The organism is Paenibacillus mesotrionivorans, from assembly GCF_046098205.1.
In the GTDB taxonomy this organism is placed as follows: Bacteria; Bacillota; Bacilli; order Paenibacillales; family NBRC-103111; genus Paenibacillus_AR; species Paenibacillus_AR mesotrionivorans.
Genome location: NZ_JBJURJ010000004.1, coordinates 379,992 through 396,953, shown reverse-complemented (window position 1 = coordinate 396,953; position 16,962 = coordinate 379,992). Strand labels below are relative to the sequence as shown.

Here is a 16,962-nt window from a genome sequence, read left to right as displayed (position 1 = left end):
CGTTATTCGGTGCAGGTCACCCTCACACCCCTTGTCTCCCACTATCCCCGTTACTCAGGACATTCTAGTCGCCTTTGTCGCCCACTATCCCTTTGCACTTCACATCTTTGCCTTGTTGCCCATTATCCCCTCCACTCAGGAATAACGAAGCTCACGAAGCTCTCGAAGCTACAAAGGCTCAAAAATCGCAAATCCAGGTACAGCAAATCCATGCCAAAGGAAGCTTAAGCTGCATTAACACCCTTGTCGTTCATTATCCCCTTTACTCAGGGAACAACAAGATTTTCAGAATCAGAATTGGCAAATATCAAGCTAGACAGGAACACTCCTACCCATCCCCTCACTTTTCTACCTGAGCCAATGGGATAATGAACAATAAGGACGCCTACTTGCACTCCATCTGTTAACTATCCTGAATTATGGGGATAATGCGCGACAAGCTTCTAGTTATCGGTCCGTCCTCTCTCAACTCTTACCTGAGCCAATGGGATAATAGACGATAAGAACTGCGACTCGTACTCCATCTGTTAACTATCCTGAGTTACGGGGACAATGCACGACAAGACTCTCTACCATTTACCCTCTCAGCCTTACCTGAGTTAAGGGGATAATGGATAACAAGGGCTTTTACTTGTACTCCGTTGGTGGCGTTTGCCCTGAGTTAAGGGGATAATGAGCGACAAGACACTTTGCCATCTGACCCTCTCGTCCTTACCTGAGCCAATGGGATAGTGGACGACAAGGGCCTTTCTCAAGAGTTTCCTCCCTAAGCATGCTTGAGTCCACGGGGAAGCGCAGTAACTGGCTAGGCTAACTAAGCTGGGGGCATAAGTCGGGAGGGATAAGTCTGGGGAATAGGCCAGGGGCCAAGCGCCCATTTATGCCGAGGTTGGAGGCGGCGGTAGCGCATTTCCACCAGCCTGCGGTCATGGAGTGCAAAGGACCGACCATCCGGGAGGGGATAGGTCCGGAACATTCCGGCATCCGGCTTTGGTCCAAAACGGCTGCCCCAAAACGACCCTTTCTTTATATCCCACAAACAGCTGATTTGCATATTCGCCTCTCTCGCCCATTCCCGGGGCGCCCACTGCTCCAGCTGTAACCAATCAGCCCCGTTCCGGACGTGCCCAGCAGCTGTGGGCGCAGCCTCATCCATCGGATCGCTCCTCATGCCGAAGCTTTCTTTTTCCCACCCTGCAAACTGTTCAACGCTCCTATAATATTCTTCAAGAACCTGCTCCCAGCTGTCCGGCTACACTCCCCATAACGCCTCGTAAAATCCCGCCAGAAACCCATAGTTATGGTCGAACCCAAACAATAGCCTTCCTTTGGGCCGCTGCATCCCTTGCCCCGGAATAATCGGCAAAGGCAAACCAATCAAACATAACCTCAACTCCTCACCCAAGTTTGGTGACTTTTTTCCATTCACCGCGTATAAAAAGCATATCGGTTTTTCCAAAAGGAGTTATCCCTATGTCCCATGAAAAAAAACGGCGCCGCTCCGGCGACTGGTGGGAGATTTTCCCCGAGGTCATTTTGGAGCTGATCCCTGCACTCTTCAAAGGTATGCTCCGCCTGGTCCGCAGCATCTTTGACTAAGGGGTCACTTTACGCGACGGAACAAAAAGCAAAAAGCCGCCCGGCTCAAGGTCCGAACGGCTATTTTCTTGCGGATTAATTTCCTGCTGCGTCCGATTCCTGCAGCAGCTGTGCCAGCTCATCATGGATGCGGCCGTTGGTGGCCACAATGTTGCGCACTTCAAGATGATACGGGTTGCCCTTGGTATCCGTTACATGGCCGCCGGATTCCTTCACCAGCAGCATACCCGCGGCAATATCCCAGGCATTCAAACCCAGCTCCCAATAGCCGGAAAGCCGTCCGGCCGCTACGTAAGCCAGATGAAGTGCAGCGGACCCGCCGGAACGGACATTGCGCACCCGGGGCACCACTGCTTCCAGTCCTCTCATGTTGCCCGCGATATTCGGCCCGCGGTCAGTTGGAAAGCCCGTTGCCACGAGGCTGTCCAGAAGCCGCTCCTCACCGGATACCATGGTGCGCCGGCCATGAACATATGCCCCCTTGCCCTTTTCGGCAACAAACAATTCATCCCGGTTCGGGTCATACACAACGCCTACAATAATCTCACCCTTATGGGCAAGAGCGATGGATACGCTGAAGAATGGGAAGCCGTGGATAAAGTTGGTTGTCCCGTCCACCGGGTCCACAATCCACAGATATTCCGCGTCACTTGCCTCCTGCAGCGCCTTAATAGAAGCAGCTGCGCCCGGCTCCACGCCTTCTTCACCCAGAATGGAATGGGTGGGAAAATGCGTCATGATCAGATTACGGATCATCATCTCGGAGCCTTTATCTACTTCCGTGACAAGATCGTGGGGGGAGGTTTTTATAGTAAGGCTGGAGAAGTCCCCCAGCTTGCTCTTGATCCATTCGCCGGCCTTGGCTGCCGTATTGATGGCAACTGCCGTAAAACTTTTACTGCCTACGGTAAAAGGTTCTTTTTGCTCACTGGACATTGTCATCAACTCTCTTCTTTGCTTACTTTTAGATACCTTCAGTATAGTCAATCTCTGTCTTAAAAGCTACTTGCGAATGCACCAAAAAAACTCGTAACAATGTACAATAAACGCTTACATTTCCTTTTCAAAAATAGTTGTTTCAAAATTGTGACGCCGGGTAAATATGCTTACATTTGGAAATTTACTCCGAACTGCTGGCTAACTGTCAGCGCCATCCAACTTTTTTCATTCTCCTTTTTATACCCTATGAAAGGTGGTGAGGCCGCCGGGCCAGGCGTATTGTTCTATTATTCTACTAACAGGAGGAAAAGGCATGCGAGGAGCGGTTATGAAAAAACTGGCTACCGTCACGGCGGTCATGCTTGTTGTTTCCCTGCTTAGCCCTGTTCTGGCTTTGGCTGACGCTTACTTTAAGGATGTGCGTTACCAAGCCAACGGCACCGTAACCGGGCAGGTTTACTTTGACGGTACGGTAGGGACGAGCGTTTACGCATCGGGACAACCGGTCACCCTGTCCGTTTATGATAACGCGGGGACATTCATCACGCCGGTGACAGCAACGTACACAACTTATGGCGATGGAAAATACTACTACTCCTTCAACCCAAAGGTCATTCCGAACTATTCCCAGCATAATCCCATCGTCATCAAGTATCAAAATGAAGCATTGAATTACTCCACCGTATCCAATGCCGTTTACCGTGAGACAGACTCCGGTTCCGGTGGTGATTCCGGCTCTGGCGGTTCTGGATCAGGTTCAGGCTCCGGTACATATACGCCTTCACCGTCGCCATCCCCTACACCCGGAACGGAAACTGATCCGGATGTAACGGTCATTAAGGCCGATGATCTGAAGGATGCCTTCCATGGCTCCGACAAGGTAACTCTGCGGTTCGCAGAATCCGTAGAGATCCCCTTCTCCGGACTCACTGAGGCCATGACACGCACCGGCACTGTCCTTTCTCTGACAGGGGATCATGGGACCTACGAGCTTCCGCTCTCCGTCTTGAACCTGACGCAAATCAGCAGCATGCTGAACACCGGCGCAGCCGGACTGACCTTGAAGCTGACCGTCACCAAGGTAACCGGTGATGAAGCGGCGCAGGTTGCAGCGGCTGTAGCGAAGGCCAACGGAACCGCATTGTCCGATCCTGTGCGCTTTGAGCTTCTGGCTATTGGCGCTGACGGCAAAAAGCTGGCTCTGGATAACTTCGGCAGCACTTATGTAAAACGCACCATTACTATGACCCGCGAAAGCAATGGTAAGGCTACGGTGGTTCAATATCTGCCGGCTACCGATGCATTGACCTTCGTACCGTCGGTCATTAACGGCACCTCCGCCACCTTCCAACGTCCCGGCAACAGCATCTACCTGGTGCTGGAGCGCAATACCGTCTTCGCTGACCTGAATGGTCACTGGGCGGAAACGGACATTGAACTGCTGGCCAGCAAGCTGCTGAACGGCAGAGAAATTGTTGAAGGCACCGCCGCCAACAGCTTCGAGCCCAACCGCGGGGTGACCCGCGCTGAGTTCGCAGCCCTCCTGGTGAAAGGCCTTGGCCTGACCGTACCTCCGAAGACTGCCGTAGGCGAGTTCCCTGACGTGGACCCCGAGGCATGGCATGCGGTATATATCTTCGCCGCCAAAAATGCCGGTCTGATCGAAGGCTACGAGGACGGCACCTTCCGTCCGGACCGCTTCATCAACCGCGAGGAGCTGCTGGCCTTGGCCTACCGCGCTTACCGGTTTGCAGGCGGCCAAGCAGACTTCAGCGTCATCGAGCTGGCTACAACCCTGTCCCGCTTCGAGGATGCCGAGGATCTGGTTTGGGCACAGCTTGAAACAGGAGCTGTCATTAAGCTGGGTCTGTCCCAAGGCGCAGATTCCAACAAGCTGGATCCGGCAGCAAGCGCCAACCGCGCAGAAGCAGCTGTGATTCTGAAGCGCATCTTGGAAAAAACAGGCTTTATCCAGTAATGTGAAAACATAGACTGGATGAACAAAGAGGCTGTTCCAAGGCAGGATTACCTGCCAGCGGAGCAGCCTCTTTTTCATAGCGTATAATTAACTTTATTTAGCCGAACCGGTATGATATCCCATATCCTCCCTTCGGATAAACCCAAGCCACATTGTCCGAGGCGCAGGCAATCCGGCAGGTGCCGCATTCCACACAATTTTCATAGGCCACGTGATTGGTCTTGGCTGCCTCATCCCAGCTGTATACCTCCGCCGGACAGAAGCTGTTGCAGCTTTTGCCGGCGCATCTGGCGCAGACTGCCTCATCCTTGATGGCTAAGTGGGATACATCATCGCATTTGTAGCGGATTGTAAACAGCTTATCGGTCATGGTTTGGGTGCTCATCCGTTTATCGCCCTCCAGCCTTTGGCTCCCAGCTTCATCAGATTCATTGTGCCGCCTGCCGCCTGCTTCACCAGACGGATGGCTTTCTTTTGTTTTTCCGCCTTGGTAACCCCGTTCACCAGAAACATCTCGTAAGCAGCCTCGTTGATGGCCCGAGGCAGGTCCCCAAACAGAAGCGACGGGTCAAAATCCTTCAGCAGGCTGTGCATACCCTTGTACTTTTTGAGGTCGTTCATGAGGAAGCTGCTCTTCATGGCATTGTCGTACTGCTTTAAGGAAGCAGCAGAGAAATCCCCTTTCTCCTTGGCCTTGATGACGGTCTCCGCCGCCAGCCTGCCGGAGACCATAGCCAGGTTGGTTCCCTCCCGATGGACAAAATTCACCAGTTGGGCGGCGTCGCCGGTAATGCACCAGCCGCTGCCGGAGAGCGGGGGGATGGAATGGTAACCGCCTTCGGGAATCAGATGAGCCGCATATTCCTTCACTTCCCCGCCCTGAATCAGTTTGCGAATGGAGGGATGACGCTTGACCTCCTCCAGCAGCTCATGGGGCTTGGCGCCGCTTTGCCGCAGGTGGTTCACCATCACGCCGATGCCAATGGAGATGGACTCCTTGTTGGTATACATGAAGCCCATTCCCGCCATGCCCCGGGAGGTTTCGCCCATAAACTCCACAGTGACTCCTTCGTCTCCTTCGAGACCGAAGCGGTCCTCGATTTTTTCGCGGGGGAGCATGATAATTTCTTTCACCGCCAGTGAAACCTCATCGGGATTCCATTCCCGGTGCACACCCATCGCTTTGCCCAAAAGGGAGTTCACGCCGTCGGCAATAATCACCGCATCCGCATACAGGTCCCCGTCCTCCCGGTCGGTGCGGACGCCTACCACCTTATCGCCCTGGCGGATCACATCTACCGCTGCTGTTTCGTAGACGGGAATGGCCCCCGCCTCCACCGCTTTCTCCGCCAGCCATTGGTCAAACTTGGCACGAATGCCGGTAAAACAGTTAAAGGGCGTCTTGTATGCCTCATTCCGGTGGCCCAGGGTGACGGCTGATTCCTTGCCCATCATCCAAATCCGCTGCTCCACAATATGCCGCTCCACAGGCGGATTCTTTTCGTTCAGGAAACCTGGCACCAATTCTTCAATCTGCTGCCGGTACAGAACGCCTCCGAATACATTCTTGGCGCCGGGGTATTCGCCCCGCTCCAGAAGTACAACCTTCAGCCCCGCTCTGGCCAGCGTCAGCGCCGCCGAACTCCCGGCCGGTCCTGCGCCGACCACTATCGCATCGAATTTTTCGTTCATGGCCGCCTATACCCCTCTTCCCGCTGCTGTTTGGGTCATTGCTTCATCCGGGATGCCTGCTTCCGGGGCCGCCACACTCTGCGGCGAAGCGGCTGCATCCGTTGACGTCAGCACCGCACCCCGGCGTTTGGCGAACTCCCGGATCAGCGCCGGGATGATCTGGAACAGATCCCCTGCCATGGCATAGTGTGCAATCTGGAATATCGGCGCCTGAGGATCCTTGTTCACGGCGATAATCACGTCGGAGCCCTGCATACCCACCGTATGCTGAACTGCTCCCGAGATCCCTGCTGCAATGTACAGCTTGGGACGCACGGTATGCCCCGTCTGCCCGATCTGGTGCTCATGGGTGATCCAGCCCGCGTCCACTGCGGCACGGGTAGCGCCAACCTCTCCGCCCAGCACCTCTGCCAGCTCCCGCAGAAGGCTGAAACCCTCTGCTCCGCCCAGTCCCCGGCCGCCAGCCACGATAATGTCCGCCTCCTCCAGATTGACGCTGCTCTTCTCCTCCAGGAAGGCGATGACCTGGGCGGCTGTATTGGAATAATCCTCCCGCACCTCCAGATGCACCACCTCGCCCGTCCGCTCCGGGTCCGGCGCCAAGGCCTGGAACACCCCCGCCCGGGCGGTGGCCATCTGGGGCCGGTACTGCTTGCAGAGGATGGTGGCCATCATCTTCTCCGAAAATGCCGGACGGCTTGCCATCAGAAGCCGGGAGGGATGGGGCTCCACATCCAGCTCCGTGCAATCTGCCGTCAGCCCTGTGGGCAGATGGGTGGCGATGGCTCCCGCCAGGTCCCGGCCGGTGGCGGTGGCGCCGTACAGCACGATCTCCGGCTTGATCTCGTGGATAGCCGACAAGCACACCCGGCTGTACGGGCGGGTCCGGTAATCCAGCAGCTCTGGCGCCTGGCACAGGTAGACACGGTCGGCTCCGTAGCGGATGGATTCCGCCGCCAGATGCTCCACATCATGGCCGATGACCAGCGCCAACAACGAAGTCTCCAGCTTATCAGCGAGCTTCCGCCCTTCCCCTAGCAGCTGCCAGGAGACCTTCTTAGCCTCACCGCGCCGGTGCTCGATGACGATCATAACGCCCCGGTAGGCAGACCAATCCTGCTCCTGGGCGGCTTTGCGTTCCTCACTCATTCTTCATGCCTCCTCTTGCCCCGTGGCCGGAGCATAAATCTCTTTTACGCTTTTTAATGGGGGCTCCCCCAAAAGTACCCGGAATCAGCATCAGAGCATCCCTTCACTTTTGGGGGATGTTTATATCCATCCCAGCCTGCGGGGCAGCTCGCCCTCCCACAGCTTCCCGGCCACTTCCTCCGCCTGGGCTTCCGGTGTAGCGCCGCCAATCTGCACCGTATTGGCCTTCTTGATCTCCGGAACCCAGGTGCGGCCCACAATGGTGGGCGACCCCTTTAGTCCGATTTTGGTCCGGTCCATCTCCGGAAAATCCGCCATGGTCCACATTACGGGCTTATATCGCGCCGCCCGGACCATACCCGGCAGCGTCGCCCGGCGGATGCGGTTCAGCTCCTTAAGCACTGTAAAAAGCACGGGCATGGAGGTTTCCGCCACCTCAACACCATCCTCCATTTGCCGGTGGACACGCACCCGTCCCGCTTCCTCATCCACCTTATCCACCTTGCAGACATAAGTGAGCTGGTCCATATCCAACCGGCATGCCACACCCGGCCCCACCTGCCCCGTATCTCCGTCCAAAGTCTGCTTGCCGCAGAACACCATGTGCACCGGTCCCCAAGCCGTCTCAATCTTCCGGATGGCCGCTCCCAGCACATAGGAGGTAGCCAGCGTATCCGCCCCGGCGAAAGCCCGGTCCGTCACCAGCACAGCCTCATCGGCTCCGAGAGAAATACATTCCTTCAAGCCCTTCTCTGCCTGGGGCGGACCCATGGTCACCACCGTTACCCGTGCCCCCAGCTCATCCTTAATCCGCAGCGCTTCCTCCAGCCCGTGCATATCATAGAAATTCACAATGCTCGGCACTCCCTGGCGGATCAGGGTATTGTTCTTGGGATCAATCCGGATTTCCCTGCTGTCGGGCACCTGCTTGACACAAACCACCACATGAAGCAATCTGACGCACCTCCGATTAGAATCATTCCAAAAATGATAGCGCTTGCAATAGTAGCCAACGCTGATTTTCACATCTGAAATTCTCCCCCGCTATCACCATATTTCACCAATTCCACAAGTTGAACCGTTTTCCTACATTGTGAAAAAATTCATTTGTTATACTGATTAAAATTTCTTGTTTCCGTCAAAAATTTGTCACTTTTAACTAAAAAGGCTGGTTTTTACTTGTGAAAAAATGCACATAACTCCTATCCACTATAACTGTTATACCTTTTTAAAACTTCTGTATTATATCTGCACGGAAGCGCTAACACTTTTTTTGAGATTTATTGCCGGCCCAAAAGCAAAACGCCTGACCGCGTCCGGCCAAGCGTTTATCCCGTATTCCTTTTTTCACAGCTCCACAGTGGCCTGATCCACCTGCCGGACTCCCTGCACTCCTGCCAGATCCTCCATAAGACGGAACAGCGCCCCGTCCTTCATCTTGGCCTCCAGCATCACATCCAAGGCAGGTGTGTCCTGTGCAATCTCCCGCATGAATTCCAGCAGCGGACCACGTTCCACATAATCCGCATGAGCGCGGATATCCTTGCCCTCGCGGGGGCTGGACACGTGGATCTTCGGCGGAAGAGCAGGCAAACCCAGCGCATCCTGCTCCTGTGTCCCTGCACCCTCCCATGTCCGCAGGATTCTGGGCCACAGGGAAGCTGCTTTCTCCCCGTCATTGTTCACCATGTGATGATGCAGATCCAGCACCATGGGGGCCCCCACCTCCTCGCAAATGGCCAGGGTTTCCTCCGCGGTGAAGGTTTTATCATCATTCTCCAGGGTGACCCGCTCCCGCACCTGCTGCGGGAGAGCAAGAAAATTGCGCGTGAACCGCTGCCCCGCCGCCTGCTTGTCCCCGTAGCTGCCGCCCACGTGGATGTTGCACTTGGCGTTGCGGTTTAGGCCCATGGCCTCCAGCATGGTATGATGCCGCATCAGATCGGCTACCGAATTGTCCAGCACATCCTGCCGCGGGGTGGACAGCACCGTAAAATGATCGGGATGAAAGCTTGTCCGCATCCGGTGCAAACGGACATATTCCCCTACCTCGGCGAAGGACTCCGACAATGCCGCGAAGGGATCCCAGCCCGCAAGCAGCCCATGGCCCACAAGCGGGATCAGCTTGGAGGAAAACCGGTACAGATGAATATCGCTGGCCCGGTTATGCCGGAGCAGCCGAAGGGTATTGTGCAGATTCTCCGCAGCGATACGCTCCAGCTTGCGGACGGCGGCTTCCCGGTCACCCAACTTAGCGAAGACGGTGGCGGTCATTGTTTTGGAGGGGGAAGCCTGGGATACAACAGTGGACATGGCCACATAACCAAAACGAACAATCACAAGCGATTCACTCCCGGCAAATAGTCGGTTTCCATATATGGATAGCCTTCCCTCCACCTGCCGAAATCATCCTTATTGTTTATCTCCAAAAAACATTTCGTAAGCCAGCGCGGTCTGCACTCTGGCCTCCTCCTCCGTCAGCTTGCGGAGCAGATCCATCTCTACCAGCGTCACCTCTTTGCCCTGAAAATTAATTTCGGCAATGGAGGCTGTAATTTTCACAATGGCGATAGCCTGGTTCTGGGGGGTATAGGCAATCACCTTCTGGCCGGTAGGGTACACGCGGAAGCCGGTTTTCACCATCTTGCACTTGCCATATTCCAGCAAATCGTGAAGCTCCTGCTCATTTTTAAATTTACATACCGAGTTAAATTCCGTAGAGAATCCCATATCGTGCTCCTCCTAAAGGGGGTTTTCCTTTAAGAATACCATAATTTGCAGGCAATTACCCGGCCTGGCCTCTCGCAGATCCTGCTTAATCCCCAGTCAAGCCGGCCGGTTTGGCCGCTTGCTTCCAGGCAGCATGGACCAGCCGCTTTAGCCTCTCTCCGTCGGGAGTACCGACATCCCGCCAGACGGCAGCATGAACACCCTCCGGTCCCAGCTCCGGGCATAAATCCGCATCCGTCAGCAGCACATTGCTATGTCCATCAGGCGTTACAAAGTAAAGCACTGCCGGTCCCTTGGCCTGCAATGCGGCAAAAGCGCGCCGGGAAGCGTTTCTTACCTCCGTCTCTAACTGGCTTCCGGCGGGAGGCTTATATCCCGTCTCCGCGGGGGGCACAACCCCGCCCAGCTCCATCACGGCTATATCCGCTGCCTCCTTACCTCCGCCTAAGGCGGCAGCATATACCCGTCCCTTAACGGTTTCCTCCGCCAAAAGCCGATCGGCTTTGCGGAATACCTCCTCCACTGCCGCCTGCAGCTCCTCGCGGGTAGCGACCAGCACCGCATCCCGGCCGCAGCTGGTCTCCGGAGGCCCAATCCGGCAGGGATAACCGAGAGTCATTTCTATTTCGATGAGAAAATAAGCGGAATCCTGCTCCCATTGGGAACGGGTAAAAGTGCGGAAGAGGCTTTGGGGAACCCGTTCCCCCGCCAGCAGCCTGCGCAGAAGCACCCGGTCGGCCCCCAGAACTGCCCCCGTCGGGTCCAACCCCGCCGCAACCAAACCCAGAAGCTCCGCATAAGCCGCTAAACGGCACAGCTCCCGCTTGCTGTGGGCGCCTGCAGCCACCAGCACATCCGCCTCGGAGCAGCTTCCGGTTCCGGCTTGCGCATGTTCGGCGGGGAGCTCTTTTATTACCGCGGCATACCCCTCCGCCTGGAAAAGCTCTGCCATATTTTTGGCCGCCAGCTTGCGCAGCCGCCGCTCCGCTTTATCCGGACTGCGGATATAGATCACTCCGATACGCATTGCATCACTCAAGGCCGACCCTTCTTTCGTTCAGGCTGGATATGAAACGGCTCACGGTCCCAGGATATGAAAGAACCGGTATTTGGTTGCTTCGGTCCATGCATAGGAATCGCTATAGTCCCAATAGCGGTGGCGGCAGTTAACCGTATGGGCATTCACCAGCGGCATGCCGTCGGGATCAAAATCCGTCACCACGGTGCTGTGCCCGTAACGGCCGTCCCCGTTCCAGCTGTAGCAGATTACATCCCCCGGCTCCAGATCCTTGGGGGAACCCACCTCCTCCGCACGGAGGCCGGTGCTCCGTTTGCCACCCAGATACAGCTGCAGGGCATTGGCTACCGCCCAGCTGTAGCTCCACAGCTCCTGGCTGCCGCTTCTGCCCCGGTACCACCATCCCGCCTCCCGGCGTCCGGTATAATCCATATAGTGGCCTCCCGCCAGAATGCACTGGGAGACATAATTGGAGCAGTCCACTTCAAAGGCTAAATAAGCGGGGTTGGGAGTTTCCCAGAACTTCTCGGCATATTCCACGGCCAACTGCCGGTTATAGGTGCCTTTGCTGCGGGGAGAGGTTTGCAGGCCTTGTTTGAGAAAAGGAGGCGGAACCTTCTGCCGGATTTCCTCGGCCATCTCGGGCAACAACCCCAGCCGGTCGTCACGGTCGTCAAGGGCGGACTGCTCCACACGCTGCAATACGGCGATACCCTCCCGTGCAAAAGCAAACGTCAGACACTCCGTCCACCAGCTGTTCTCTGTCAAGGTCCGGCTGCCCACGCTCCCCTGGAAGGATTGGGAGAGACGGATATGGAGAACTGCTTCCCGGTCCGAGGTTTCCACCCGTTTCACCGCCAACCGGATCTCGGAGCGGACCGGCACAAACCCCCGGATCAGATGCTGAAACCTGCGGCGCTCCTGCCGCGCTTCCATCCGCCGCAGGAATTCTCCGTCTGCCGTCAATTGACGCAGCGGACCGGTGTCATAGTCCGTTTCCGCCTGATTGCGCGCATGAATGAAATCGTATAACGCCAGCTTCCAGCTCATGCCGGTCTCCTCCTGTCTTGAAAGTTGTCAGGTACAATATATGACAGTTGGAGAGGGTTCATGAATCGGAAACGGGGCAATTTGGCATTTACGAACCGCAGGAAACCAGCTATACTAAAGGTAACGAAATTTTGAAATAAAGTTTCATTAGATGAAACTAAGGAGGTTAACTATCATGGCTTATCAGGACCGTTATTCCGTCAAAAAGAAGCTCAGCGCAGGTGGCAAGGAATACGCTTACTACGATCTGCCCGCCTTAACCGCACAATTCGGAAGCATCGACCGTCTCCCCTTCTCCATCAAGGTGCTGCTGGAGGCCGCTGTCCGCCAATTTGACGGGCGCGCCATTACAGAAGAGCATGTGAAGCAAATCGCCGGTTGGGCGGAGGGACGTGATGCCAATAAGGAAATCCCCTTCATCCCGGCGCGTATCGTGCTGCAGGACTTTACCGGCGTGCCTGTTGTTGTGGATCTGGCAGCCATGCGTTCAGCCATGAAGGCCTCCGGCGGCGACCCGAGGAAAATCAACCCGTTAGTTCCTGTCGATCTGGTCATCGACCACTCCATCATGGTGGATGCCTTCGGCTCGAAGGAAGCGGAGGAATATAATACCAAGGTGGAGTTTGAGCGCAATGAAGAGCGTTACCGGTTCCTCCGCTGGGCGCAAACCGCCTTTGATAACTTCCGCGCCGTGCCTCCGGGTACCGGAATTGTCCATCAGGTCAATTTGGAATACCTGGCGTCCGTCACCGCCGTGAAGAATGTGGACGGCGAGCTGGTCGCTTATCCCGACTCCCTGGTGGGCACCGATTCCCACACCACCATGATCAACGGCTTGGGTGTCGTCGGCTGGGGCGTAGGCGGTATCGAGGCGGAGGCCTGCATGCTCGGCCAGCCTCTCTACTTCGTCACACCGGATGTCATCGGCTTCAAGCTCACCGGCAGCCTGCCTGAAGGCGCCACCGCCACAGACCTGGCGCTGACCGTCACCCAGATGCTCCGCAGAAAAGGCGTCGTAGGCAAATTTGTGGAATATTACGGCCCCGGCTTATCCGGCATGAGCCTGGCGGACCGCGCTACCGTGGCCAATATGAGCCCGGAATACGGAGCCACCGTCGGCTTCTTCCCGGTGGACGACGAAACCCTGAACTACCTGCGCCTGACCGGCCGGGACGAGGAGCAAATCGCCCTCGTGGAGGCCTATTACAAGGCACAAGGCATGTTCCGCACGGACAGCACGCCCGACCCGGTGTTCAGCGACACCATCGAGCTGGATTTGTCTACCGTGGTGCCTAGCCTTGCCGGACCCAAACGTCCTCAGGACCGTGTGGAGCTGTCCCGCATGAAGGAAGCATACAACGCCATCGTACGGGCGCCTGTAGATAAGGGCGGCTACGGCTTGCCGGAGAAAAAGCTGATTGAGGAAGAAGCTACCATCTATTCCCCGGACGGCAAAAGCTCCCTCATGCGCAACGGCGCCGTCGTCATCGCCGCCATCACCAGCTGTACCAATACCTCCAACCCCAGCGTGATGCTGGGCGCAGGCCTCGTCGCCAAAAAAGCCGTGGAGCGCGGTTTGACCAAACCCGCTTACGTCAAAAGCAGCCTGACCCCCGGCTCCCTGGTGGTCACCGAATACCTGAAAAACGCCGGACTGCTTCCTGCCCTGGAGGAGCTTGGCTTCCACGTGACCGGCTACGGCTGCGGCACCTGTATCGGCAACAGCGGACCCTTGCCGGATGAAGTATCCAAGGCCATCGCTGACAACGACATGACAGTAGCCGCCGTCCTCTCCGGCAACCGGAACTTCGAGGGCCGGGTCCACGCCCAGGTGAAGGCCAACTACCTGGCTTCTCCGCCTTTGGTTGTAGCGTATGCCCTGGCGGGAACCGTAAACATCGATCTTACAAACGAGCCCATCGGCTACGATAAAAGCAACACCCCGGTGTTCCTGAAGGACATCTGGCCCACCAATGAGGAAATCCAGGCAGCGGTAAAGACTGCTCTCAATCCTGCCATGTTCCGGGATAAATATAAGAACGTCTTCAATGCCAACGAGCGCTGGAATGCCATCGAGGTGCCAGAGGGCGAGCTTTACGAATGGGATGATTCCTCCACCTATATCCAAGAGCCTCCCTTCTTCAAGGATCTGGCCGCTGAGCCGGGTCATATCGAGGATATCGGAGGCGCACGGGTATTGGCGCTGCTGGGCGACTCCGTCACCACCGACCATATTTCCCCGGCAGGGAACATCAAGGCGGATTCTCCCGCGGGCAAATATCTCATCAGCCATGGCGTCAAGCGGGAGGACTTCAACTCCTACGGCTCCCGCCGCGGCAACCATGAGGTGATGATGCGGGGCACCTTTGCCAACATCCGCATCCGCAATGCCGTAGCCCCGGGCACAGAGGGCGGCGTTACCACCTATCTGCCAACAGGCGAGGTGGAGTCCATCTATGACGCCTCCATGAAATATCAGGAAACCGGCACCAATCTGGTGGTTATTGCCGGCAAGGAATACGGCACCGGCAGCTCCCGGGACTGGGCCGCCAAGGGCACCCTGCTCCTCGGTGTCAAGGCCGTCATCACGGAAAGCTACGAGCGGATCCACCGGAGCAATCTGGTAGGTATGGGTGTGCTGCCTCTGCAATTTGTGGAAGGAGCCGACTGGAAGAGCCTCGGCATCACGGGCACCGAAGCCTTCTCCGTGTCCGGGTTAAGCGATGATATCCAGCCCGGCCAGCAGGTCACTGTTACCGCGGTCCGCACCGACGGCAGCAGCTTCACCTTCCCCGCGGCCGTCCGCCTGGACAGTCTGGTGGACGTGGACTACTACCGCAACGGCGGTATCCTTCAAACCGTCCTTCGTCAATTAATGGCGTAAACAAATTGCATCTTTTCATCAACCGGCCTCCACTCTCTAGTGGGGGTCGGTTTATTCATACCCGCTTATCTCAATCCGTCGCTCCCCACTGCTTACCAACCATCAAACTATCAATCCATCGCTACATCGCCACACCGCCACACCGCCACACCGTCTCCACTGATCCGTCACCTAACTGTGAATGTTCGTTCCAAGCAAGGCACTTTTGTGAAGGCTTACCAGATTTTTTGGGTCTCCCCACACCCTTCGGCACGCCCCATATTGCTTTTAGCCTCCTTATCGTCCACTATCCCCTTCCCTCAGGATCTCAAAAAATATCACTGCTGAACCACATCAACTCTGAATCTTAGCTTGCCTAGAATCACCCCTTACTCGAATCGCCCCTTACTCGAATCAACCTTGCTCGAATCGCACTTAATATGAATTATCTCACCTTGAACCGCATCTTACCTCAAATCACAACTTACATTGATCGCAATTACTTTGATCGCACCTTGTTTTGAATCGCCTCTTGTTTTGAATCACATCTTACTTTAATCGCATTATGCTTTAAATCTCTCCTTACTTGGAATCCGCTCCTTTTTTTGAACTACTGCTTCATATCCACCTCACTCTACTTTAAAAGGCTCCAACTACCAGAAAACTAATAGAATCACACTCCAAAAAATGCTTGAAATAAGAACAAATGTTCGTTATAATATGGTTATAAGTTCCATCTGAAGGAAGGAGGGACGGCCGGATGTGTTCCTGCAGCGTTGTGATACCGGAACCAAACAATGCTTTGCATATCACTCCTCAACCAGTTCCATCAGAGGATCAGGTGTTTTGGGAGCAGCTTCTATCATCGGAGCAGGAATGTTCAGAGTACCTTTTTCAACTTAAATGGCCCAAGGGATTCCGATGCCCATATTGCGGTCATGGACATGCATATACCATCAATACGCGGAGGCAGCCTCTCTATGAATGCTCATGCTGCAAGCATCAGACCTCGCTGACCGCAGGCACCCTCATGGAACGATCCCGCACCCCTTTAACCAAATGGTTTACAGCCATTTACTATATATCTAACCCGCACAGAGGTATCAACGCCGTTGCTTTGCAGCATCTTCTTCATGTTACCTACAAAACCGCATGGAGTATGCTGCATGCGATTCGGCAAGCCATGTCCCATGACGAGAATCTGCCTCCGCTTTCCGGACAGGTACAGATTCACGGCGCCACCTTGACTCTTTGGGAGGCGGGCATCGGCTTTTTTGTTGCTCCCACTACCCCATCCGTTCTTGTTGGTCTTTCCCTTACACCGGAGGGCAAGCCGGCACGTGTACGCATGCAAGCCATATCTTCCAGTAATTATGAAGGCGGCCAGCCCTCCGCTGAAACCTTTGCGGACTTTCGCAGCTTTCATCTCGCACCAGAGGATCAGATTTCCTCTCTCGAATGCAAACGTTATGGTCCCCGCAAGCTAAAAAAGGGCTGGTCTCTAGTGCGTCAGACCGCAGAATGGCTGAACAGCACCTTCCATGGAATAGGCTCCAAGTACAGGCAGCGGTACTTGAATGAATTTTGCTGCCGCATGAATTTGGTACTGGCAGGACGCAACCCATTCCATGAAATCAGCCTTATGTGTGCCCGCCCGATCTGCTATTCCTACTAAATCATTTACCGCTCTGCGAAGACTGCCTAATCCCTCTCTGCCATCTATCCTGTCCCTCATTGATTGAAATCGGCTATCTTTCCACTTTCAGCGGGTACGGTCCACGCCTTGATGTGCGAAAACGGCGCAGGCAACTTCTTTGCTACTTCCAATTCACATTAAAGAGGCCAGGTTAGCATGAATGATACAAAGCTTTCCTAAACACGCAATCACGAAGCCTTCACATAATCATTTGCACATTTCCTATTTACATAGGTTCATTTATTTTG

The 16,962-nt window shown here is 55.4% G+C and carries 13 protein-coding genes and 1 pseudogene; 5 read left to right on the top strand and 9 right to left on the bottom strand.

Annotation, left to right across the window (positions count from 1 at the left end):
- The first annotated feature begins 1,473 nt into the window (after positions 1-1,473).
- On the top strand, positions 1,474-1,599 hold the full coding sequence (locus tag ACI1P1_RS08315; protein ID WP_416215901.1) for a hypothetical protein: 126 nt from the start codon (positions 1,474-1,476) through the stop codon (positions 1,597-1,599).
- 75 nt (positions 1,600-1,674) lie between these two features.
- Here the strand turns inward: ACI1P1_RS08315 and ACI1P1_RS08310 are convergent, their stop codons facing one another.
- Positions 1,675-2,535: an inositol monophosphatase family protein gene (locus tag ACI1P1_RS08310; protein WP_416215949.1), complete on the bottom strand. Its 861-nt coding sequence runs from the start codon at positions 2,533-2,535 to the stop codon at positions 1,675-1,677.
- Positions 2,536-2,851: 316 nt separating this feature from the next.
- On the opposite strand from ACI1P1_RS08310, the gene ACI1P1_RS08305 reads away from it, so the two are divergent.
- Positions 2,852-4,516 (top strand): S-layer homology domain-containing protein, encoded by a 1,665-nt coding sequence (locus tag ACI1P1_RS08305; protein WP_416215900.1) that lies wholly within the window; start codon positions 2,852-2,854, stop codon positions 4,514-4,516.
- A gap of 97 nt (positions 4,517-4,613) precedes the next feature.
- Here ACI1P1_RS08305 and ACI1P1_RS08300 read toward each other — a convergent pair whose 3' ends face one another.
- From ACI1P1_RS08300 to ACI1P1_RS08265, 8 genes are all read right to left on the bottom strand, one after another.
- Positions 4,614-4,901 (bottom strand): ferredoxin family protein, encoded by a 288-nt coding sequence (locus tag ACI1P1_RS08300; RefSeq protein WP_416215899.1) that lies wholly within the window; start codon positions 4,899-4,901, stop codon positions 4,614-4,616.
- Entirely contained in the window at positions 4,898-6,208 is a 1,311-nt protein-coding gene (locus ACI1P1_RS08295) for an FAD-dependent oxidoreductase (RefSeq protein WP_416215898.1), read from the bottom strand. Before ACI1P1_RS08295 ends, ACI1P1_RS08300 begins: the two co-directional genes overlap by 4 nt.
- A gap of 6 nt (positions 6,209-6,214) precedes the next feature.
- Complete coding sequence (locus tag ACI1P1_RS08290; RefSeq protein ID WP_416215897.1) at positions 6,215-7,357, bottom strand: electron transfer flavoprotein subunit alpha/FixB family protein; 1,143 nt, start codon at positions 7,355-7,357, stop codon at positions 6,215-6,217.
- Between the two features lie 120 nt (positions 7,358-7,477).
- On the bottom strand, positions 7,478-8,302 hold the full coding sequence (locus ACI1P1_RS08285; RefSeq protein ID WP_416215948.1) for an electron transfer flavoprotein subunit beta/FixA family protein: 825 nt from the start codon (positions 8,300-8,302) through the stop codon (positions 7,478-7,480).
- A 402-nt stretch (positions 8,303-8,704) separates the two neighbouring features.
- Entirely contained in the window at positions 8,705-9,697 is a 993-nt protein-coding gene (uvsE, locus tag ACI1P1_RS08280) for a UV DNA damage repair endonuclease UvsE (protein WP_416215896.1), read from the bottom strand.
- Between the two features lie 72 nt (positions 9,698-9,769).
- The gene (locus tag ACI1P1_RS08275; RefSeq protein WP_416215895.1) at positions 9,770-10,087 is read right to left on the bottom strand and encodes a hypothetical protein; all 318 of its coding nucleotides are present in this window, start codon (positions 10,085-10,087) and stop codon (positions 9,770-9,772) included.
- A gap of 85 nt (positions 10,088-10,172) precedes the next feature.
- On the bottom strand, positions 10,173-11,126 hold the full coding sequence (locus ACI1P1_RS08270; RefSeq protein ID WP_416215894.1) for a D-alanine--D-alanine ligase family protein: 954 nt from the start codon (positions 11,124-11,126) through the stop codon (positions 10,173-10,175).
- A gap of 39 nt (positions 11,127-11,165) precedes the next feature.
- Positions 11,166-12,155 carry an amidase domain-containing protein gene (locus ACI1P1_RS08265; protein WP_416215893.1) on the bottom strand — a complete coding sequence of 330 codons (990 nt, stop codon included), beginning with the start codon at positions 12,153-12,155 and terminating at the stop codon, positions 11,166-11,168.
- Positions 12,156-12,330: 175 nt separating this feature from the next.
- Between ACI1P1_RS08265 and acnA the strand changes: the two genes are divergently transcribed.
- The 3 genes and pseudogenes from acnA to ACI1P1_RS08250 all read left to right on the top strand — a co-directional run bounded on the left by acnA (position 12,331) and on the right by ACI1P1_RS08250 (position 16,693).
- Positions 12,331-15,039, top strand: coding sequence for an aconitate hydratase AcnA (gene acnA / locus ACI1P1_RS08260; protein ID WP_416215892.1), 2,709 nt, complete (start codon positions 12,331-12,333; stop codon positions 15,037-15,039).
- A 739-nt stretch (positions 15,040-15,778) separates the two neighbouring features.
- Positions 15,779-16,012 (top strand): annotated as a pseudogene (locus tag ACI1P1_RS08255) (transposase); the annotation flags it as partial.
- A 36-nt stretch (positions 16,013-16,048) separates the two neighbouring features.
- Entirely contained in the window at positions 16,049-16,693 is a 645-nt protein-coding gene (locus ACI1P1_RS08250; RefSeq protein ID WP_416215951.1) for a hypothetical protein, read from the top strand.
- Positions 16,694-16,962 lie beyond the last annotated feature (269 nt).